Source organism: Leptolyngbya sp. CCY15150, from assembly GCF_016888135.1.
GTDB lineage: Bacteria > Cyanobacteriota > Cyanobacteriia > RECH01 > RECH01 > RECH01.
The window spans coordinates 63,034-83,868 of sequence record NZ_JACSWB010000207.1 but is presented as its reverse complement, the minus strand read 5'-3'; the positions used below and the strand labels follow the sequence as shown (position 1 = coordinate 83,868).

The following is a 20,835-nucleotide window of genomic DNA, read 5'->3' as shown; positions in this document are numbered from 1 at the left end:
AGGTAGATTGACGCTCAGGTGTGGGCGAACCATGGCTGCTGCCCTGGCCCTAAGCCTTTCTGCCAGGCGGGAAGAGGGCTTGGGAGACCATGACTCCTTAGACGTCCCCTACCTTTTGGGAAAAGGCATGGGAAGCAAGGTGTGTCCGTCAACCGGGATTGGTAGAGGATCCCTATTCTTCTTGTTCATCAAAAAACACATAGGTTCGGGAATTTCCTCACCTTTATATTGGAAAATCGATCACTTTCTCCTGAAAATATTCGATAGGGTAGTAGTGTCTAACGTCTACTAGGCGATCGCCCTGGGTATGCGTTAGTCCCCTAGGCTGCATCAGGGTGCCTAGACGACTCACCATTTCGTTGCTTGCCAACCTCTGTCGGGGTTTAGAATTCCTGAGTGTGTATCAGTTTAGGCAGTTGTTGCCCTTGCGGTGCTGTAGGCAACCTTGCAGCCTACAGAGAGCTATGTCATCGATGGGGGCTTGGAACTGTGACTCATCCCATTGGTCTAAGCTGGGACACTCTTCGAGGTAGCGATTCGAATACCTACAAGGCCAAACACCTCAAGCGAGGCTTGAGAGGAGAGATGGTGTTGCTCACGCTTGCGATCGTTAGACCTGATGCTTGGAAGACTACCCTAACCAGCGTCATGCCCCTGTCTATGTCGATCTGAGCATGGGTTCATCGTTGTCTACTTAAGCCCTATCTGGGGGTAGAGCCTGCACTCCCACCAAGGCTCCTAAGATGAGATATAAGTCAACCTAATGCTGTTTCACCCTCCTCTGCTTTTGGGCTATGCAAGGGTTTTATGGGGCGATCGCCCTCCATGTACATCACCCTGAGCTAGAGCAGATGCCATTTCATCCTCCGCCAGTATCTCTGGCACATTTGCACCTCTCGACCATGAACCCACCTACCTCTGACACTGCTGGCCACATTCTGGTTGTCGATGACATTTTGCCAAATGCTCGGATTTTATGCCAACTGTTAGAACAGGAAGGCTATCAAGCCACCATGGCTTTGAGTCCAGAGCAAGCGCTCCACAATTTGGCTCACATGTCCTGCGACCTTGTGCTGCTAGATATTCGTATGCCGCAGATGGATGGGTATGAACTTTGTCGGCGGCTGAAGGCTCATCCAGCGACGGCAGATATACCTGTCATTTTTGTCAGTGCTTTAGAAGAGCCGTTGGATAAGGTGCGGGCGTTTGAGGTGGGCGGTGCTGATTACCTGACCAAGCCTCTGAATATTCAGGAAGTGGTGGTTCGCATTCAGCATCAATTGCACATCCGCCATCTCCAGCAGCAGTTGCTGCAGAAAAATCAACGCCTTCAGCAGGAAATCCGCGATCGCACCCAGGCGGAAGCTCAAAACCAGGTGTTGCTGTCCATGATGCAGGAGGTGAGCAGTGCGCCAGACCTGAATGCCGCTCTAGACGTGGTGCTGAGGTATCTATGCAATGTGTTGGACTTTGGCTATGGCTGCGCCTGGATGCCCACGGATCCCAACACCTTAGCCTGTAGCTTTATGTGGTATGCCCAGCCTAAACTCTGCGCCAGCCACGTTGTGGAGCTAGAGGAAAGTCAGCAGCATCTTCAGGCGATCACGCTGCAGCCCCATCAAGGTTTAGAAGGGCAGGTATGGCAGTCGGGGGAGCCCATGTGGGGCACGCTGGGCAGTCCGGAGGATTGGGGCAGTCAGCCGTTACGGTGGCTGGCAGATTTGGGCTATGGGCGAAAGTTGGTGATTCCCATTGTGTCGCCCCAGGCGGAGGTGCCCCAGGTAGACTCTTGCCAGACGCCGCCCGTGCTGGCTGTCTTGGTGTTCTACACCCATCCCCATGCGGATGAACCGAAGCAGATGCAGCTTTCTATGGCGATCGCGTCCCAACTACGGGCCATTCTTGAGCAAAAGCGCATTCAAGACGCTCTCAGTCAAAGTGAAGAGCGCTGGCAGTTGGCCCTCGACGGCAATAATGACGGCATTTGGGATTGGGATATTCCCAGCAACCACATTGTTTGTTCCGATCGCTTTGCGGATATTTTGGGCTATGGGCCATCGGAGCTGGTGCTCAACTATGACAGGTGGCTGCAGCGGATTCATCCCAATGATGCTGAACTGGTGGAGGTGGCTGCCCAGACCCATCTGCGGCGACAGCGTTCTACCTTCATGGCGGAATATCGCATGAAGTGCAGCAATGGTGCCTATAAATGGGTGCTGGTGCGGGGCAAGGCCCAGTGGAACAGCATCGGGCAGCCCCTGCGCATGGTGGGTTCGCTACGCGATATTAGCGACCTCAAGCTGACCGAGGAAGCCCTGTCCCAGCAGCTTAATCAAGCCTTGCTGATCCGTCAGGTGACCGATGAAATTCGCTGGCAAATCGACAGCAAGAAAATTTTTGAGACGACGGTGGCTCAAGTGGCTCGCACCTTTGGTGTGAATCGCTGCATTATCCACACCTGCAGCCAGTCGCCGCCGTCTGCTATTTCCACCGTGGCAGTCTATGCGGAGTCGGGCTATCAACTGCCGATGACGTTTCAAATTCCGCTGCACAATAACTCCTACGCGATCGCTGTCTTGGCCCATGATCAGGTGATTCCTGTTCCCGATGTTGCAACCGATCCGCGTCTTGCTGCGCTACAGCCGTTGTGGAACCAGGTGCAGGTGCAGTCGATTCTGGCGGTGCGCACGTCTTACCAAGGGCAGCCAACGGGAATGCTGGAGCTGCATCAATGCGACCATCAGCGAGACTGGACGGAGGAGGACATGCATCTGCTGCAGGCGATCGCTGCCCAGGTAGGCATTGCTCTGCAGCACGCGAAACTGTTGGAACAGGAGCAGCAGCAGCGCCAGTTGCTGGATCGGCAAAACCGAGACCTCCAGCATGAAATTCGCGATCGCCATCAGGCCCAAGAAGCCCTCAAGGAACTAGCCGAACGCCAGCGGGCAGCGCAACATGTGATTGAACGGATGCGCCAAACCTTGGATCTAGAGCAAATCTTTCGTTCTACCACCCAAGAGCTGCGGCAATTGCTCCAGTGCGATCGCGTGGCCATTTACCGTTTTAATGCCGATTGGAGTGGCGAGTTCATTGCTGAATCAGCGGGGGCGGGCTGGAAACCCTTGGTGATTGACCAATGGCATGAAGGTGGCTTGAACGATGAGGTACTACAAGAAGATAGCTGTGTCGTCAAAGACTGGTCGAAGCGCGGCAGCGATACCCAAGATACCTATCTCCATGAAACCCAGGGAGGAAGCTATGCTCGGGGTACGCAGTTTCTCTGTGTCCGCGATATTTACCAGGCAGGATTTTCCCCTTGCTACATTAGCCTGCTGGAGCGCTATCAGGCCCGAGCCTATCTCACCGTGCCAATTTTCCAGGGCGATCGCCTCTGGGGTTTGCTCGCCCACTACCAAAACGATCGCCCCCGCTATTGGAAAGATAGCGACGTTCAGCTCGCCACCCATGTGGGCACCCAACTGGGCGTGGCGGTGCAGCAGGCCGAATTGTTGCAGCGTACCCAGCTCCAAGCGATTGAGCTAGCCAATGCCAGGGATGCCGCCCAATCGGCCAATCGGGCTAAGAGCGAATTTTTGGCTAATATGAGCCATGAGTTGCGCACGCCGCTTAATGCCATTTTGGGATTTAGCCAAGTGATGAACCATGATCTATCTCTGGGGTCTGACAACCGGGAATACCTGAACATCATTAACCGCAGTGGCCAGCACCTTCTCACCCTGATCAATGATGTCTTGGAGATGTCTAAAATTGAAGCCGGGCAGATTGATCTCAATGAGCAAAGCTTTGATTTATACAACTTGCTAGATGGCTTGGAAGATATGCTGCGCCTTAAGGCCCATGAAAAAGATCTCACCCTGGCCTTCCATCGTTCACCCGGTGTGCCGCGCTATGTGACGGCGGATGAAGGCAAGCTCCAGCAAGTGCTGATCAACCTACTGGGCAACGCCATCAAATTTACCCGCCAAGGCGGCGTGGTGTTGCGGGTGCATACTCTGCCCCGCTCGACGGACTTGGTGCCATCTTCGGATCCACAGGAGCGATATCAGTTGCTTTGGTTTGAGGTCAGTGATACGGGGGTGGGCATTGGTCGTAGCGATATGGAACGCCTGTTTTTGCCCTTCGAGCAGGCCGCGGCTGGTCATGCCCAGCGGGAAGGAACCGGGCTGGGGCTGAGTATTAGTCAAAAATTTGTGCAGCTCATGGGGGGAGCAATTTCCGTTAGCAGCGAACTGGATCAAGGCAGCACCTTCAAGTTTTATATTCAGGTGCGTTTGGCTAGTATTGCCGATCTGCCAGAGCGATCGCTCCCCCAGCGCGTCATCGGTCTGATGCCCGATCAACCCGAATGTCGGATTTTAGTGGTTGATGATCATGAAGATAGTCGTAATGTCTTGGTGAAGTTGCTGACCTTTATTGGTTTTATCGTCCAAGAGGCCGAGAATGGGGAAGAAGCGATCGCCCTTTGGCAACAATGGCACCCCCATGCCATTCTGATGGATATGCGGATGCCCGTAATGAGTGGCTATGAAGCGACTCAACGCATTAAAGCCGAGGAGCAGGGTCGGCAGACCCCCATTATTGCCGTTACGAGTAGCGTGTTTGAAGATGATCGGGCTGATATTCTCAATGCAGGGTGCGATGACTTTTTGTATAAGCCGGTTCAAGAGCAACGGCTGCTAGACCTCCTGTCCTACCATCTAGGACTTGACTATTCCTATGAAGATCAAACCGATGTGGCGACCAGTCAGATGGTGCTTACCCCCGATGCCCTAGCCACCATGCCCCCAGACTGGCTGGCCCAGCTCCATCGCGCTGCCAGTGGATGTAGCGATCGCTTAGTGCTGCAGCTCATTCAGCAATTGCCCGATAACCAGCAACCCCTTGCCCTTGCCCTCACCAAACTCACCCACGATTTTCGTTTTGAAGACATTGTCGCCCTGACCTCCTCCTCCTCCCACACCCTTCCAACTCCATGAGCAAGTCAGATCTAATGGACGATCGCTCCCTCAACGGCAACATTCTGATTGTGGATGACAAAGCCGATAATCTGCGTCTGCTGTCTCGCATGTTGGGGCAGCGGGGGTATGAAGTGCGCAGCGCCATTAGCGGTTCTGCAGCGTTGATGGCGGTTCGAGCCCTCCCCCCGGATCTGATTTTGTTGGATATCAACATGCCGGCTATGAACGGTTATCAGGTTTGTGAAGAGTTGAAAGCCTGTGAACAAACGGGGGCAATTCCCGTCATTTTTCTAAGTGCGCTGAGCGATACGGCGGATAAGGTCAAGGCGTTTCGAGTTGGCGGCGCAGACTACATTACCAAGCCGTTTCAGGTGGAAGAGGTGCTGGCGCGGGTGGAAAACCAGCTTACCCTGCGGCAAATGCAGCTTAAATTGCAGCAAAGTAACCAAACCTTGATGCAGGAAGTGCAGCAACGTAAGCAAGCCCAAGATATTTTGCAGGATTCGGAGGCGGCTCTACGCCAGCGTACCCAGGAGCTAGAAGTTGCCCTGGAGGAGCTGCGCTTGACCCAGATGCAACTGGTGCAGTCGGAAAAAATGTCCAGCTTGGGGCAATTGGTGGCAGGCGTGGCCCACGAGATCAACAATCCGATTAACTTTATTCACGGCAATTTGCGCCCCGCTCGGGACTACGCTGAGCACCTGCTGATGCTGATCCATGCCTACCAGAAAAGCGCACCCACGCCGCCGGAGCTCCAGGCGCAAATGGACAGTATTGATCTGGAGTTTGTGAAGCAAGATCTGCCGCAGCTCTTAGAATCTATGCAGGTGGGCATTGACCGGATTATGGGCATTGTGCGATCGCTGCGGACGTTTTCCCGGCTAGATGAAGCGGATATTAAAACCGTTGATCTCCATGATGGGCTAGACAGCACGCTGATGATTTTAAGCAATCGTATTAAGCAAGATAACCACCAAGATGGCAGTAGCGACGGTGTTGAGATTGTGAAGCGCTACGGTGATTTACCTCGGGTGGAATGTTATCCGGGGCAGCTCAACCAAGTGTTTATGAATATTCTCACCAATGCCCTCGATGCCATTGAGGATGGAAACAGCCAGTGCCTGGCCCAAGGGCGATCGCCCATTCCTGGGCAGGTGACAATTTCCACTTGGATGACGGAGGCGCAGACCGTACATATCGGCATCCTCGACAATGGCCCAGGAATGCCAGACAGCGTTCAGCAGCGGTTGTTCGATCCATTTTTTACCACCAAACCCATTGGCCGCGGCACGGGTCTAGGGATGTCCATCAGCTATCGAATCATCACCGAACGCCATCGGGGCACCCTCACCTGCACCTCTACCCTCGGGCAGGGGACGGAGTTTGTGATCACCATTCCCCTGCAGCAATCACGATCTCAGCCCCAGCCCAGGCAACGAGAGGAAGCGGGCCTAAGCCCAGAGCCTTGCTAAGCGTAGGCCGACATCGGTAGGCAAGCGCAGACTAAGTTGCGATCGCCATAGGCATTGTCCACCCGGGCCACCGCTGGCCAGAATTTACGCTGCCTCGTCCATGCCGTAGGATACACCGCCTGAGCACGGGAATAGGCGTGGGGCCATGCATCCACCGTGAGGCAAGCAGCGGTGTGGGGGGCATGTTTCAAGGGGTTATCCTGGGCATCCATCGCCCCGGTTTCGATCTGGCTGATTTCCTCGCGGATGGCGATCATGGCGTCACAGAAGCGATCCAGTTCAGGTTTGCTTTCACTTTCCGTGGGTTCTACCATGATGGTGCCGGCCACGGGCCAAGACATGGTGGGAGGGTGGAAGCCGTAGTCAATCAACCGCTTGGCGATATCATCGACCTCAATGCCCACGGCTTTTTTGAAGGGACGTAGATCCACGATGCATTCATGGGCCACGAGTCCGCCATTACCGCGATAGAGAATGGAGTAGTGATCCTCTAGCCGTTTGGCGATGTAGTTGGCATTGAGAATTGCCAGCTTGGTGGCATCGGTCAACCCCGTTCCGCCCATCATGCGGATATACATCCAGGAGATCGGCAGGATGCTGCTGCTGCCCCAGGGGGCAGAGGCGATCGCTCCAATACCCTGCTCGCCACCGGTGGGAATCAAGGCATGACCGGGTAAGAAGGGCACGAGATGGGCCGCGACGCCAATGGGCCCCACGCCAGGGCCACCGCCGCCATGGGGAATACAAAAGGTTTTGTGGAGGTTTAGGTGGCAAACATCGGCCCCAAAGTCGCCGGGACGGCAGATGCCTACCTGGGCATTCATGTTGGCTCCGTCCATATAGACCTGCCCGCCGTAGCTGTGGATGATCTCGCAGATATCGCGAATACCGGCCTCAAAAACCCCGTGGGTGGAAGGATAGGTGACCATCAACGCCGCTAGCTGATCCCGATGCTTTTCTGCCTTGGCTTGCAGATCTGCTAGGTCAATATTGCCATCGCGATCGCACCCGACGGGAACGACGGTCATCCCGGCCATTACCGCACTAGCCGGATTGGTGCCATGGGCCGACTCAGGAATGAGGCAAATCTGTCGATGCCCTTGCCCGCGCTGCTGATGGTAGGCTCGAATCACCAACAGACCGGCATATTCCCCCTGCGATCCGGCATTGGGCTGTAGGGAAATGCCAGCAAATCCAGTGATCTCCGCCAGCATGTCTTCTAGCTGCTGGAACAGAATTTGGTACCCCTCGGTTTGCTCCACCGGCGCGAAGGGATGGATCTGCCCGAATTCGGGCCAGGTGACGGGAATCATCTCCGCCGTGGCATTGAGCTTCATGGTGCAAGACCCGAGGGGAATCATCGCCGCCGTCAGCGATAGATCCTTGGCCTGCAGGTGATGGATGTAGCGCAGCAGTTCCGTCTCGGAATGGTAGGTGTTGAACACCGGATGGCTCAGGTAGTCCGACTGTCGCCAATGGTCGCGCAGACGATCGCTGTGGGTTTGGGCCCGCGCCATCCAGGCATCGCCTTTCCCCTGAAAGGGATTGCCTGCAAAGACGGTGAGCAGATCGACAACGTCTTGCTCTGTGGTGGTTTCATCCAAAGAAATCCCCAACTGCTGTCCTTCGAGCGGTCGCAGATTGATGCGCTGGGCCGCGGCTCGTTGAGCGATCGCCCCCAAACATTCCCCTGCTTCCACCGTCAGGGTGTCAAAGACCGGCACATTTTTGAGGGTGTAGCCTAAGCGTTCCAGACCGGCTGCCAGCAGCATGGTGAGCAGATGGATGCGGGTGGCAATGCGGCGCAGCCCTTGAGGGCCGTGATAGACCGCATACATGCTAGCCATCACGGCTAATAGAACCTGAGCCGTGCAGATATTGCTGGTGGCGCGATCGCGACGGATATGTTGTTCTCGGGTTTGCAGGGCCAACCGCAGGGCCACCTGCCCCTGTGCATCCCGCGAGACGCCCACCAACCGCCCTGGTAACTGGCGCTTATAGACCTCTCGGGTGGCAAAGTAGGCTGCATGGGGCCCCCCATAGCCCATGGGCACTCCGAAGCGCTGGGTGCTGCCCACGACGATATCTGCGCCAAACTCTCCCGGCGGCGTCAGCAGGGTTAGGCTCAACAAATCTGCCGCTACGGTGACCAAGCCCCCCGCTTGGTGTACCTGCTCAATCATCGGACGGTAGTCATAGACGCCGCCATCGGTGGCAGGATATTGCAGCAGCGCACCCACGATCGCTTCTGGGAGTGCCTCGGCCGTGAAGCTGCGGTGGTCACCCACGATCACCGTGATTCCTAGGGGCAGAGCACGACTTTTCACCACCTCTAGGGTTTGGGGATGGCAGAGATCCGACACCCAGAAAGCTTTCGCCTTGGTTTTGCACTGTCCGTAGCTGAGGGTCATGGCCTCCGCTGCCGCCGTGCCTTCATCTAGCAGCGAGGCATTGGCAATGTCCATGGCTGTCAGGTCGGTCACCATGGTTTGGAAATTGAGCAGGGCTTCTAGGCGACCCTGGGCAATTTCGGGCTGGTAGGGGGTGTATTGGGTATACCAACCGGGGTTTTCGAGAATATTGCGCTGAATCACCGGCGGGGTGATGCAGTTGTGGTAGCCCATGCCGATATAGGAGCGAAAGACCTGATTTTTGGAGGCGATCGCCCTTAGCTCTTGCAGGGCCTCATGCTCACTCACCGCCGCCGGCACCGCTAGATCCCGTGACAAACGAATGCTGGGCGGCACGGCTTGGTCAATCAAGTCAGGGAGCTGGTCATAGCCGAGTACTGCCAGCATGGCTTCGACATCAGCGTCGCTGGGGCCAATGTGTCGTGGTGCGAAGGCATCGGTTCCCGCCGCGATCGCCTTCAGATGGTCACTTAGGGTTTCACTCAAGGAGCGATCGCCCCCTACCCCATCGCCCCGTTTGGGTGTTGTAACGTCAGATGTGATCGCATAACCTACAGAGTCGGATGGCATGGACATGGGTAAACCCGTAAATGGCAACACTGCAAAATTTCTTTACTTATTGTGCATCACAGGCCCGCCTCTGTGCATCCTCTCAACCTCAGGAAGGACGATCGCTCCCCTCTAAGCATCTTCTATGTCCATGTCAATAGTTGGCTTAGGGTTATGGTCAACGCTGTTCAGCTAGCCCCAGGATTCCAAAACTCCAAGCTCTTGAAACTAGAAAAATCTCGAAAGTTATACGTCCAAATGGGGCAGCGATACTGCAGTGCCATCAAAACAACGGTTGCATCTTCCAAGGAACCCTTCCAGTCAGGAAGTTGCAGCACCATTGATTCCAGAACTTCAAAGTCCTGATGGGTGATCGTAAGTGGGTGGAGGCTTGCTTGCATTACTCTGAGTGTGGCTTGGGCTATGGTTGGCTGGGTGCGCTGGAGCAGCCACTTATAGACCTCAAAAATGATGGGAATAGGGGCTAGCAGACTAGTTGATTGGGTCGCCAATTGCTGAAATCCCTTTACACAGTTTGAGTGATAAGTATCTTGAGCGTAGAACAGACCGATCAACGGCCCGGCATCTAGGACAAGCTGTTTCACTCCTCAATACCCTCAGCAAAATCCTCAGCATGATCAGCGGCACCTCGGGGAGCAGAGTGGATGATTCCCGCTAGTGTCAACAACTGAGAACTGTCTTTTGGTGTCAGCTTAACGTGAAGGGCATCATAAAGCAGACTGGCTAGCGTTTCCTGAGGATTGGTGTTGAGATAATGTTGGAGCTGCTCAGCCAAGTGGTCAGGAAGCTCGATGGTGAGTTGGGTCATAGGTGTCTCTCGAACCAGAAATACTAGACTGCTCTGACCGATTCTGATGGATGCGGCGTCTTTTTTTATTGTGCATCACAGGCCTGCCTCTGTGCATCCTCTCAGACCCAGGAAGGGCGATCGCCCCCTTCTGATGCAGGCGTTCACCCCATGCTTGAACGAGAGACGCCATGGTACTCTCAGGGAAGTTCTTCATCAGCGATCGCCCATGGGTAGCCAATCCACTGCAAAAACTATTTTTCTGCTGACCTCCATGGTGGGTTGGCTGCTGGTGGGAGCTGCTTTGATGTACCTGTTTCCAGTGATGGCCGATGGGCTGGTGGGTTCTGAACTGACCCACCGTTGGCTAGAAACTTTGGCACGCAGTGGTTATAACCCCATGCTGGGCTGGGTGGGCGGTGGCATTGTTTTGGGGGTAACGGTGCTGGGAAATGTCATTTGGTATCAGCGGTTTGATGCCAAGAGCCGCCGCCCTATTTTCCCCGGCGGCATTGATAGCCGTGGAGAGTCAGCCGACTGAAGAGCAGCGCCACTTGATCGATCGCCTTGTCGCCGGGAGCGCGTTCGACGCCACTGGATAAATCGATGCCGTTGGGTGAAAGCGTTCCCAGAGCTTCTAGAACGTTGTTGGGATTGATGCCTCCGGCGAGAAACCAGGGAATGGGGGGATGAAAGTGTCGCAGGGCATCCCAGTTGAGGGCATGACCAGTGCCACCCCGCAGGGTGGGATGGTAAGCATCGAGCAATAGGGTATCGACGACATCGAGGTAGGGCTGAGTCATGGTTTGGGCATCAACGTCGTGCAGTTGCATGGCTTTGATCAGCTTCATCGTGGGTAAGCGATCGCGTAGGCGTTGACAAAAGTCTTTTGATTCATCGCCATGGAGCTGGATCGCCGTCAAACCCGCGATGCTGGCGACGTCTTTAATGGTGTCTAGGTCAGCATTCACAAATACCCCAACCCTGGCCACGGCAGGAGGTAAGGGCTCTGCGATCGCCCTAATTTGCTTGGGAGGAATGTAGCGAGGTGAGTCGGGAACACAGATAAACCCGAGGGCCGACGCTCCCATCTGAGCGATCGCTGCCCCTTGGTCTGCTTGAGTAATGCCACAAATTTTGACCCGTAGCGTCGTCACGATCGCCTCCCTGCACAAATCTCATCTATCTCAGGACTACCACACTACCAACCGCCTTGACCTATGTCCTGAGACTACTCCTAGATGATTGGCGTACAAACTTTTGTTGCGAAAAACCAGCAAACTGTTAACTCTTTCAACGAAGGGTAAGGGTAGGGGCCCCTGCTCTTTTATTCTAAGGGGCAAGACCTTCACGCTGAATTGGGAGAAAGCTCTAATGCATTCGATGGTGCTTGCGGCGGCGACAACAACGGCTTGGTCCTTTGATGTTGCATTGATTATGATTACCTGCAACCTCTTTGCGATCGCCATTGGCTACTACGCGATCCAGAAGCGCGGCGTTGGCCCCGGCCTACCGGTAGACATGCCAGCCATCTTTACCGGCTTTGGCATTCCAGAACTGCTCGCCACGGCTAGTTTTGGTCATATCCTCGGTGCTGGGATGATCCTTGGCCTATCCAACGCTGGATTGCTGTAGTCCATCCAGATTCTGCTCCTACGCTTTGCCATAGTGGCTTGGGCGTTTGGTATAGCTTCTCAGTCATGCCAGGCGTCTATGCCTCGCCTCAGTTCAACTGTTAGCAGCCTAACCGGCTGCTTTTTTTATCCCAAGGCGCTTGATCAGGAGGTGGACTCCATTCAAGAGCTTGCCGGGTTTCAACGACCCTCAACCCTCTTCTCATCAGGATTTGAGCCTTGATCGACGTCGAAAGGCTTGCCAATCGTTCCATTCTCCCAGTTAAGATCACTTACTATGCCTCATCTAACTCAGGAGATCTAACGCCTTGAAGCAACGTGGTACAGCAATTCGATGGATCGGCCTGGCCTTTATCCTGTCCTGGATGGTTTGGGTGGCGATCGCCCTCCTGCAGCCGACCAATGCCCAAGGGTATACCTATCGCTCGATCCATAGCCCCGATGGCATTGGTAAGTTCTACATGGGGCGAGAAATTGCCAAGGTGATGGGGCATCAAGAGGCCCTGTGGCTAGAGCGCCCCGAGCGTTTGACCCGTGAGCAACCCCAGGACGCGATCGCTGCCCTGCAGTTAAACCCCACCGATGTGATCGCCGACGTGGGCGCGGGTACCGGCTACTTTAGTTTTCGCATGGCCGCCCAAGTGCCCCAAGGGCAAGTGTTGGCGGTGGATATCCAGCCAGAAATGATTGATATATTGGACTTTTTGATTGCAGATCAGCAAGTGACCAACGTACAGCCCATTCTGGGCAGCGAGACCGATCCTCACCTGCCGCCTGAGTCCATCGACCTAGCTCTGATGGTTGATGCCTACCATGAATTTGCCTATCCTCAGGAAATCATGACCCGTATTGTAGAATCTCTGAAGCCAGGGGGACGGGTAGCACTGCTGGAATATCGGCAAGAAAATCCGCTGATCGCCATCAAAGGGCTCCATAAAATGAGCCAGCGCCAAGTGCGTCGCGAGATGGCAGCGGTGGGTCTAGAGTGGCTAGAAACCCTTGATACGCTGCCCCAACAGCATGTGATCCTGTTTCAAAAACCATCCCTGGTATCGCTGCGCAGGGATGAAGGCTATGAGAACTAGATGCTGTGCTTTGAAATCCTTAGGTGCGATCGCTCTCAATTCCGCCTATGATTCTGAACAAGATTCCCTGTGATGATTCAGCTAGTTTGGGCATGATAAATCCAGGCTAGAGCTTGCTGCAGGTTACTTCAATGAACCCTTGCCGAGTAGGGTGCGGTTAGGCGAAGCTGTAACGCATCGTTGGCGTTGCTGATGGCGTTGCTGATGGCGTTGCTGAATCTATATATGATTGGCGCAGAGGAACCGTGAGCGAGATGCTCACACTGCCTTGATGGTGAATGAGGTTTGAGTGTGAGCATCTTGCACCCATGCCGATTTCATAACCCCATTCAGCAATACCGCACCGTTTTATGAGGCTTGGATGCGTTACGCTGTCGCTTGAGCAAAGCCATGCCGTAGGCTATGCGCATCCTGCCAGACTCTTCCGTTCCTGATTCCTACGACCTGCCCCTCGTCCACCTCGTTGTTGTACTGCCCGTCCCAAGGAGGACAACCCATGGCTGCAAGTGATCAATTTAAAGAAGCCTTAGCGGCTGGAAATATTGGCAAGGCCCTGACCATTGCCCTCGGAGAAGCCGTTGAGCTAGACATCACCACCTGGGTCTCTGAAACGCCGCCGCCAGGGAGTGAAAACGCCGATGACTATAACCGTCCTCGCCCTGGTTTTCGGATGCATACCCGCATCAACATTGTGGATGGTGATATTGAAAATGAGATCGGGCGCGAGTTTTTAGACGGCCCCTATGCAGAGCTGCGTGACTTCCACCTCAGAGAAGTGGACAAGGGCATGGGCATTATTCGCCAAAATTTAGATAATCTTCAGCAACTTTTTCTGACCCTATCGGACACGCTGCAAGGTCTATCTCGCATATCGCGATCGCGCCCCGCTAGTGCAGATCCCCGCCTTTTGTCGAGCAGTGAGTCTCATCCAGGATCTCCCCCAACGTCCTAGGGCAGGGTTGCTGATAACACCCTGACATCTGGTCAAATCAGCGATACCTGCCTGGGTGGCGTGGCATTCTAGCCTGACCATACAATGGGATAAATGCCATCTGCCTACCCATCCGCGCTTTCCTAATCCTCTTCACCAATAACAGTCATGACTGCACGGGATGAATTTTCGAAGGAACTACAAGCCGGCCGCTTTCAGCAGGCCCTTGCTACAGCTCTGACGGACGCGATAGAACTGCATGTCGTGACCTGGGTATCTACGGGCGATGGATCCGACTGGTCTCAGGGGGAAGAGCGCCCCAGCCCTGGAAAACGGATGCAAACCCGCATCAATATCCTAGAGGGCGATGTTGAACATGAAATTGGCCGTGAGTTCTTAGATGGGGCCTATAGCGAACTGCGAGACTTTCATGACGATCAGGTAAAGCGCGGGTTTGACATTATCCACGAAAATCTGCGTACGGTGCAGCATCTCTTTCAGGTGTTGGTGCAGGTGCGTCAAGGGCGGCGGCCTAGTTCGCCAGACGCATCCACGGTTGAACTGCCGACCTATGACGTACCACCGGATGCTCTGAATGGTGCATGGCAGGGTGATCCACAGGCGCATCCCTTGGGCGTGACGGCGGATGAACCGGAGTGGGCGATCGCTGAAAATCGGGTCCTAGGCGATGCCGTGATATCTGAGTCTGGGTCTGGAATTTTGGGGGCGGAACCGTTGATGGATCAGCCCATACCAGAGGCTATACCAGAGGCTCCTCTATCTTTAGATGATATTGGTCGAGACATCGATTTGGATGATTTGCTGGTGGAGCCGGGGCCCATGCCGCAGGATCATCCTGAGCAACCAGATGCGGCGACGATGCTGGCCGATGATCCTGAGTTGGGAGACCTTGCGTTCCACAACACCTTAATCAGCTTGGATGAGGCGGATGCTATTTTTGATCATCCTTCTCTCGATCCGCTCCCCGGCGATGATTTGGATATTTCAGATTTACTGTACGAGGATTTGGAAGAAGCGATCGCCCCTGAGGATCAGGTTGTCGATCAGAGTGTGGCAGAGACTGCATCGGTTGATGATGCCGTGAATGCCGCGGCGATGCTAAGGGAAGATCCGGAGCTGGGAGATCTGTCATACCTGCCTGACGGCGCAGATCTGATTGAGCCAGATCTGCTGAACTCCGACGTAGACATGACGGCTTTGGAACCCGATAGTTCAGAACCCGATAGCTTAGAGCCCGATAGCTCCGGTCTGGAGGTCTTAGATCTAGAGGTCTCAGAGCCAGGTGGCTTGGATCTGGAAGCCTTAGATCTGGAAGCCTTAGATCTAGAGGATTTAGATCTGGAACTCTCTGAGACAGATCTCAGGTCGGACGACGTGCTGACCGATGGGGAAAGTCCTGAGTTGTCTCCAGACTTTTCTCCAGAGCCTTTCCCTGAGATTGGGGATGAGGATCATGCCGTGGCAGAAACGGTTAGCGCTGACATGATTGACGCAGCGATCGCCTCGGCGGCTTTGCCAGAAGATCTACAGCATCAGCTTGAGGTTGCGGCTAGCCAGGCTCCCCAAGAACCGCTGGTGCCGATGGATGTTGCGGAGGAACTGCATCTTCTAGAGCGCGATTTGCTGAACTCCTATACCGCTGCCGATCTAGAAGCGATGGTGGCACCGGGCGATCGCGCTACGAATTTGCGATCGCTGGCGGAGATGACGCCCCTCCATCCCCTGCCCAAGAAACGACCACCGACGACCCCGTCTCCGGTGGAGCCAGCTCCGGTTGAGCCTATGACTGAGCCGGGTACCGAGGTGGAACCGGAACCTACAGAAGCAGCGATCGCTCTGGAGGAGCTTCAGCTAGACGATGAACTGCCGGTTTATGAAGAACTCCAGCTTGATGGCATGGATCGGCAGTTCGACCTTCAGCCAGACCTTCAGGCTGATGAAGATGGGCAGCTTGTTGAAGAACCTCCGTTAGACTTTCAAGACGCACAGCTTGTTGAGGAACTCCAGTTTGTTGAGGAACTCCAGCTTGATGGAGACCTGCAGATTGACGAGGCATTACCAGACGATGACGACGACCTGCCGCTTGATGGCATGGAGTTTCAACCCATTGACGACTTGCAGTTAGAGGAAGACCTGCCGTTAGGCGATGACTTGCAGGTAGCGGACGAGCTGCTGTTAGCGGATGAGCTCTCATTAGACGACGACTTGCCGCTGGAGGAAATGGGGGATCTATCCTCGGATGAACCTAGGGCTTTTCTAGAGCTTGACTCGGATATTTTGGAGCAGGCTGATTTTATCCAAGCGATCGCGTCTGATCCTGGTATTGATGACCTAGAGTTTGAGTCGGATCCATCGGTGGTCAATCTGTCGCTGGATGAGCCCATGGTTGATGAAGCGGTCGAAATGTCGGAAGATGAATTATCTGACTTATTTGAGCTAGAAAATACTGATCACCTAAACGCAGATACTTTCCCATCGACAGAGCCGCTTTCTATGGATGAGGCGGAAGCTGAGTCTTTGAGTCTTGCAGCGGTTGCCGATCAAGAGATGGAGGATGAGCTAGCAGATGGGCTAGCAGATGGCGAAGCAACGTATCTGGATGGCGATTTAGATTTAACCGATGAACGGCTCAACGAGACTGAGGAACGTCTGGATCATGAGTTAGATGATGGGCTGGAGGATGAGTTTACCAGTACAGAAGTCACGGAAGACGCCCTGCAAGATTTTCAGGTTTTTCTAGGTCAGTTTGATGATGATGATTCGTCAGCATCATTGCCGTCTCCGACGGATGAGGATAATCCAGATGATGTATCGGATCTCAACGATCTGCTGATTGAACGTGAACTGAATCCCTCATCTGTTGAAGAGGATCTGTTGTCTACGCCAGAACCCGAGGCGATCGCTCTCGATTCCGACTCGAACGACTACGAAGAGCTGTTTGCTGAACCGGAGTCAGAGGCGATCGCTCTCGACACAGGCTCGGACAACTACGAAGAGCTGTTTGCTGAACCAGAATCTGAAGCGATCGCTCTCGATTCCGACTCGAACGACTACGAAGAGTTGTTTGCTGAACCGGAGTCAGAGGCGATCGCTCTCGATACAGGCTCGGACAACTACGAAGAGCTGTTTGCTGAACCAGAATCTGAAGCGATCGCTCTCGACACAGGCTCGGACAACTACGAAGAGTTGTTTGCTGAACCGGAACCCGAAGCGATCGCTCTCGACACAGACTCGAACGACTATGAAGAACTGTTTGCTGAACCGGAGTCAGAGGCGATCGCTCTCGACTCCGACTCCGATGTTTACGAAGAGTTGTTTGCTGAGTCAGAGCCAGAAGCGATCGCTCCCGACTCAGATGTAGACGAGGGGTTGTTCCCCACGTTAGAGCCAGAAGCGATCGCTGAGGTGGATGATCTAGATCTGTCGCATTTCGAGCCTTCTGCCGAGGGCGTTGATGTAGAAGCTGACCTGGATCCCTTTGCCATCCCGTCTGTGGAGCAGCAAGATCCTGAGGTTTTGGAAGCTTCAGACGATATGGACTTCGGTGAGCTGATGGAGCAAATGAATGACTTGGATGCGTCTGATGCTGCTGATGAACCCTTTTCATTGATGGACGATCTGCCTAGCAGCACGGATGATCCTGCCGCTACATCGTTCGACCTGCCGCAGGATGAGCCCCTCTTCCTCTCAGATCAGCCCAGTTCTTCAACGAGTTCTGTGGAAGATTTGGACTGGATTAATTTGAATGCTGATGATGAGTCGGCGGAGGATGATGCCGATCCTCTAGGATTATTCACCGACATGGAGCTAGAGCCCAGTGCAGCTCCAGATGAACCTGATATCTTGCTGGATCTACAGGATGACTTGACTTCCACGGAGCAACAGTTAGAAGAGTTGTTTGACCAAACGGCTGATCCTGATGGGGCGGTGGAGCAATTGCTCGATGAGGAGGTGGATCTCAGCGATCTTTGGGAGGCGATGGAAGGATCGGCCGATCCGATGAAACCATCGTCATCAGCTCCTACCGAGCATCCCCAACATCCTTCCCATCTACCCGACCCCTGGGATGAACTCAATTCCTAAGGGCTCCGGCCACTTTGAGGAAGAATGCAGTATCATATGGCGATCGCACTGGGTGGTCAGCGTCTGTCGTGAGCTTCAGAGCGATCGCAGCTAGCTGATGTCTGGCTGTGACCCATGACGACCTGCAGATCAGGCTAGACTCAAACCGTTGATTCTGCATGGTTTCATCAGACGACCTGCCGGTTCACCTCAGGACATGCACCGATGACATCCTCGAGATCTCGTTCAACGCCTCCCGTTTCCGCCATTCCGCCTACCCCGCGATCGGCTGCTCAGACCCAGCCGAGTTCGCTAGTTCGGGGTGCGGTTCAGCAAATTGAGCGATTTGCCAATGCGCTGGCGGAGGTGCTTAATGACATCACGGCTCTAGAAGTGAATACGATGGTCGTTTCGACGATTACTGGGGCGAAGTTCTTGCCGGAGGAAGCCTATCAAGATCTGTACGCCATGTATCACAGTCATGGGGAGTCTAGTAAGTATCAACCCCTGCGGCGCAGCCTGCAGAGTTCTTGTAAGGACTGTATGCAGAAAATGGGGATGACCTCGGTCAATATAGTGCCGGATCCTAACAATCCGACCGATCAGCCCGTTGTAGAGACGCTGCTATCCGATGGTGAGTTTCTCCGAAATTTGCGCAAGCTGAGTGAATTGGAAGCTCTTATGGGTGGGGAGCGGGCAGATCAAAATAACATTACCGATATTATCTACGCCCAAACGGTGATTCAATTAGATGGTGATGTCATCAACCGATTTCATGAACAACTGTTTTCCGATCGCCTCTCGGCTCAAGATAAGGAATTTCTGATTCATGTGCATAGCGAAGCCGTCACCTCAGGAGAATCCAACTGGCGAGAGTTGCTCAAATTCTTATTTGACTTGGTGCAACGTGTAATCTTGCGCCCTGGTCATGACACAGGCCGTTCGCAATCGCCCAATGACCCAATCTGACTCTCCCTCGAAACTCACGGTGCCCTACCAACTTGGGTTTGCTCCTCTGGAACAAGAGCGATCGCTGACCATTCGGGATGCCTTGGCTGCGATCAGCCGTACGGTGACGGTTATCCAGGGGGGGTATCGTTGGTCTATCAAGCTCAAAGCCGTGGGCGTTTTGCTAGGGCAAACCTTGACTCTGCTGTGGGCGGGCTTGGTGCAAGGTGGCAAGGGGCTGGGGCAATGGCTGGGACGGAGGATGACTCCTCGGTCTAAGACGACGGCAACGGAGAGACAAGCGATCGCCTCATCTGATCTAGCCATGCCGGTGGGTGAACAGGTGTTGATTACGGCGGACCATGGTGAATTCGAGTTTCATTTCACCCCGGATGGCCTGGATCGGCTGACCGAAGCCTGCTACCAAAAGCGTGCTCCTCAACTGCCAGACCAGCTCCGTTCTACGATTCGTCAGGCAACTCTATATCAGGTGATTCCGCCAACCTATCGCCGGACAAGATCGAGGGCGATCGCCTATGCCCAGTCTGGCATCAGCTTTTGTACGGTCTACCATGACGGCAAGGATGGAGACGCCCAACGGGTGGTGCGCACGGTGCTATCCATTGATGGCGATCTGCTCCAGCAAATTAGCCATCATGCCCTCAGCCATCCCCGCTGCGGGGAGATGATTGCCGTTCACCACTGGCTCTCAGGACAACTGCTGCATCAACTGCGCCTGAGTATCTCTGTTTACATTGATAAAATTATGGTTGGAGGCAGTCTGTCTGTATTTCTGGTGAACTGTGGGCACAGCCTGCCTCTCTTGGTGACTGAACCGTTGCTGGCCTTGCCACAGCTTGCCCTGGGCGCGATCGCCTCCATGGGATGGATGGTGATCTGGAGCTTGTGCCGTGGATCTGTTTTGCCCCGCCTAAATCGCTGGATTGTACGCTGGGTCTGGCAGCAGTTGATCACGCCCCAAAGCCGAGGGCGATCGCTGGCGGGCTGGCTGCTGGGGTTGCAGTAACGGGTGGTGATGCCTAGCTGCAAAACGATAGGGAGAAGAATGTATGAGGCTCAATGTTCAACGTGGTCTAGGCTTGTGCTTGGCTAGTCTTATTGTGGGACTAGGGGCATGTGGAGAGCCGTCCGATGTGCCGCCCGAATTGCCCCCGGTGCCAGAGGTGCCAGAGGTATCTCCTGAAGATGAGCCACCGGCAGATGATGGGAATCAGCCCACCTCGTTTGATCCTCAAGATGTCCAGGTGGGCGATCGCATTGCTGGGCTAGAACTCACCGGCCTTGAGGTGATGTTCCATGGCGACAACAACCAGATTATCTCGGGCTGGGCTGAGTTTGAGGGTACCACGACGGTGAGCGGCACCTACGAACCGGAGTTTATGTTTCCAGGGGCCTCGGAGGGAACGCCCTGTTTCAATGTCGATGAAACTCGTTCATCCCTGCCTCGCTTCGACTTTGATGAACGCCGCCTATGGTTTTGCTTCACCAATCCAGAGGCAGCGATCGCTGCGTTTCCAGACGCCACAGATGAGACCGATGCAACGATCGCGATTGATGCAACGATCGCGATCGCCAACTACCGAATTGACTACGCTCCCACAGATGTCGCCAATTCCGCTGAGTTTATCCAGCGCGAGGACTGATTTTAAATCCAGCTAGGCTATCTAATCTACCCCTCATCCTAGGGAGTGTTTTAAAACTCATCCAAGCCCTGATTCTCTCGTACGAAAGATCAAGGGGTTTAGCAGGTTTTAAAACAGAGCCTAGCCCTTTCCCAACGTTGGGAGAGGGCTGGGGTGATTTGTTGACCTAGCGTTTCCCCTCATCCCCCAGCCCCTTCTCCCACAAGGGTAGAAGGGGAGCAAGAAAGGTCAAGCACTTTCAAAGCCTCTCCCGTCCTGGGAGAGGGGTTTG

The 20,835-nt window shown here is 54.4% G+C and carries 14 protein-coding genes; 10 read left to right on the top strand and 4 right to left on the bottom strand.

Annotated elements, in window-relative coordinates; translation table 11 throughout:
• Positions 1 to 794: 794 nt before the first annotated feature.
• Complete coding sequence (locus tag JUJ53_RS14450; protein WP_204152732.1) at positions 795 to 4,997, top strand: response regulator; 4,203 nt, start codon at positions 795 to 797, stop codon at positions 4,995 to 4,997.
• Positions 4,994 to 6,451, top strand: a complete 1,458-nt coding sequence (locus JUJ53_RS14445; protein ID WP_239125071.1) for a response regulator — start codon at positions 4,994 to 4,996, stop codon at positions 6,449 to 6,451. The genes JUJ53_RS14450 and JUJ53_RS14445 overlap by 4 nt, the downstream gene beginning before the upstream one ends.
• Here JUJ53_RS14445 and gcvP read toward each other — a convergent pair.
• The 3 genes from gcvP to JUJ53_RS14430 form a co-directional block, all read right to left on the bottom strand.
• On the bottom strand, positions 6,448 to 9,438 hold the full coding sequence (gcvP, locus tag JUJ53_RS14440) for an aminomethyl-transferring glycine dehydrogenase (protein ID WP_239125070.1): 2,991 nt from the start codon (positions 9,436 to 9,438) through the stop codon (positions 6,448 to 6,450). The genes JUJ53_RS14445 and gcvP overlap by 4 nt on opposite strands.
• 161 nt (positions 9,439 to 9,599) lie before the next feature.
• Positions 9,600 to 10,016: a type II toxin-antitoxin system VapC family toxin gene (locus JUJ53_RS14435; protein ID WP_204152731.1), complete on the bottom strand. Its 417-nt coding sequence runs from the start codon at positions 10,014 to 10,016 to the stop codon at positions 9,600 to 9,602.
• The gene (locus JUJ53_RS14430; protein WP_204152730.1) at positions 10,013 to 10,240 is read right to left on the bottom strand and encodes a hypothetical protein; all 228 of its coding nucleotides are present in this window, start codon (positions 10,238 to 10,240) and stop codon (positions 10,013 to 10,015) included. Before JUJ53_RS14430 ends, JUJ53_RS14435 begins: the two co-directional genes overlap by 4 nt.
• 208 nt (positions 10,241 to 10,448) lie before the next feature.
• Between JUJ53_RS14430 and JUJ53_RS14425 the strand changes: the two genes are divergently transcribed.
• Positions 10,449 to 10,760, top strand: a complete 312-nt coding sequence (locus JUJ53_RS14425) for a hypothetical protein (protein WP_204152729.1) — start codon at positions 10,449 to 10,451, stop codon at positions 10,758 to 10,760.
• Here JUJ53_RS14425 and JUJ53_RS14420 read toward each other — a convergent pair.
• Entirely contained in the window at positions 10,714 to 11,376 is a 663-nt protein-coding gene (locus JUJ53_RS14420) for a phosphoribosylanthranilate isomerase (protein ID WP_204152728.1), read from the bottom strand. The two genes, JUJ53_RS14425 and JUJ53_RS14420, sit on opposite strands and share 47 nt — an antisense overlap.
• Before the next feature lie 217 nt (positions 11,377 to 11,593).
• Between JUJ53_RS14420 and psaK the strand changes: the two genes are divergently transcribed.
• From psaK to JUJ53_RS14385, 7 genes are all read left to right on the top strand, one after another.
• On the top strand, positions 11,594 to 11,854 hold the full coding sequence (psaK, locus tag JUJ53_RS14415) for a photosystem I reaction center subunit PsaK (RefSeq protein ID WP_204152727.1): 261 nt from the start codon (positions 11,594 to 11,596) through the stop codon (positions 11,852 to 11,854).
• Between the two features lie 364 nt (positions 11,855 to 12,218).
• The gene (locus tag JUJ53_RS14410; protein ID WP_204152975.1) at positions 12,219 to 12,938 is read left to right on the top strand and encodes a class I SAM-dependent methyltransferase; all 720 of its coding nucleotides are present in this window, start codon (positions 12,219 to 12,221) and stop codon (positions 12,936 to 12,938) included.
• A 496-nt stretch (positions 12,939 to 13,434) separates the two neighbouring features.
• The gene (locus JUJ53_RS14405) at positions 13,435 to 13,890 is read left to right on the top strand and encodes a hypothetical protein (RefSeq protein ID WP_204152726.1); all 456 of its coding nucleotides are present in this window, start codon (positions 13,435 to 13,437) and stop codon (positions 13,888 to 13,890) included.
• A gap of 147 nt (positions 13,891 to 14,037) precedes the next feature.
• Complete coding sequence (locus tag JUJ53_RS14400) at positions 14,038 to 17,973, top strand: hypothetical protein (protein ID WP_204152725.1); 3,936 nt, start codon at positions 14,038 to 14,040, stop codon at positions 17,971 to 17,973.
• A 204-nt stretch (positions 17,974 to 18,177) separates the two neighbouring features.
• The gene (locus JUJ53_RS14395) at positions 18,178 to 18,921 is read left to right on the top strand and encodes a hypothetical protein (RefSeq protein WP_204152724.1); all 744 of its coding nucleotides are present in this window, start codon (positions 18,178 to 18,180) and stop codon (positions 18,919 to 18,921) included.
• Complete coding sequence (locus JUJ53_RS14390) at positions 18,881 to 19,927, top strand: hypothetical protein (protein ID WP_204152723.1); 1,047 nt, start codon at positions 18,881 to 18,883, stop codon at positions 19,925 to 19,927. The genes JUJ53_RS14395 and JUJ53_RS14390 overlap by 41 nt, the downstream gene beginning before the upstream one ends.
• Before the next feature lie 43 nt (positions 19,928 to 19,970).
• Positions 19,971 to 20,564, top strand: coding sequence for a hypothetical protein (locus JUJ53_RS14385; protein WP_204152722.1), 594 nt, complete (start codon positions 19,971 to 19,973; stop codon positions 20,562 to 20,564).
• Positions 20,565 to 20,835 lie beyond the last annotated feature (271 nt).

What these genes read in the sequence shown, in the direction of transcription:
- JUJ53_RS14405 (WP_204152726.1), top strand. Translation starts at nt 13,435, where the DNA reads ATGGCTGCAAGTGATCAATTTAAAGAAGCCTTAGCGGCTGGAAATATT.
- JUJ53_RS14385 (WP_204152722.1), top strand. Translation starts at nt 19,971, where the DNA reads ATGAGGCTCAATGTTCAACGTGGTCTAGGCTTGTGCTTGGCTAGTCTT.
- psaK (WP_204152727.1), top strand. Translation starts at nt 11,594, where the DNA reads ATGCATTCGATGGTGCTTGCGGCGGCGACAACAACGGCTTGGTCCTTT.
- JUJ53_RS14395 (WP_204152724.1), top strand. Translation starts at nt 18,178, where the DNA reads ATGACATCCTCGAGATCTCGTTCAACGCCTCCCGTTTCCGCCATTCCG.
- JUJ53_RS14410 (WP_204152975.1), top strand. Translation starts at nt 12,219, where the DNA reads ATGGTTTGGGTGGCGATCGCCCTCCTGCAGCCGACCAATGCCCAAGGG.
- JUJ53_RS14390 (WP_204152723.1), top strand. Translation starts at nt 18,881, where the DNA reads ATGACACAGGCCGTTCGCAATCGCCCAATGACCCAATCTGACTCTCCC.
- JUJ53_RS14430 (WP_204152730.1), bottom strand. Translation starts at nt 10,240, where the DNA reads ATGACCCAACTCACCATCGAGCTTCCTGACCACTTGGCTGAGCAGCTC.
- JUJ53_RS14400 (WP_204152725.1), top strand. Translation starts at nt 14,038, where the DNA reads ATGACTGCACGGGATGAATTTTCGAAGGAACTACAAGCCGGCCGCTTT.
- JUJ53_RS14425 (WP_204152729.1), top strand. Translation starts at nt 10,449, where the DNA reads ATGGGTAGCCAATCCACTGCAAAAACTATTTTTCTGCTGACCTCCATG.
- JUJ53_RS14445 (WP_239125071.1), top strand. Translation starts at nt 4,994, where the DNA reads ATGAGCAAGTCAGATCTAATGGACGATCGCTCCCTCAACGGCAACATT.
- gcvP (WP_239125070.1), bottom strand. Translation starts at nt 9,438, where the DNA reads ATGTCCATGCCATCCGACTCTGTAGGTTATGCGATCACATCTGACGTT.
- JUJ53_RS14450 (WP_204152732.1), top strand. Translation starts at nt 795, where the DNA reads ATGCAAGGGTTTTATGGGGCGATCGCCCTCCATGTACATCACCCTGAG.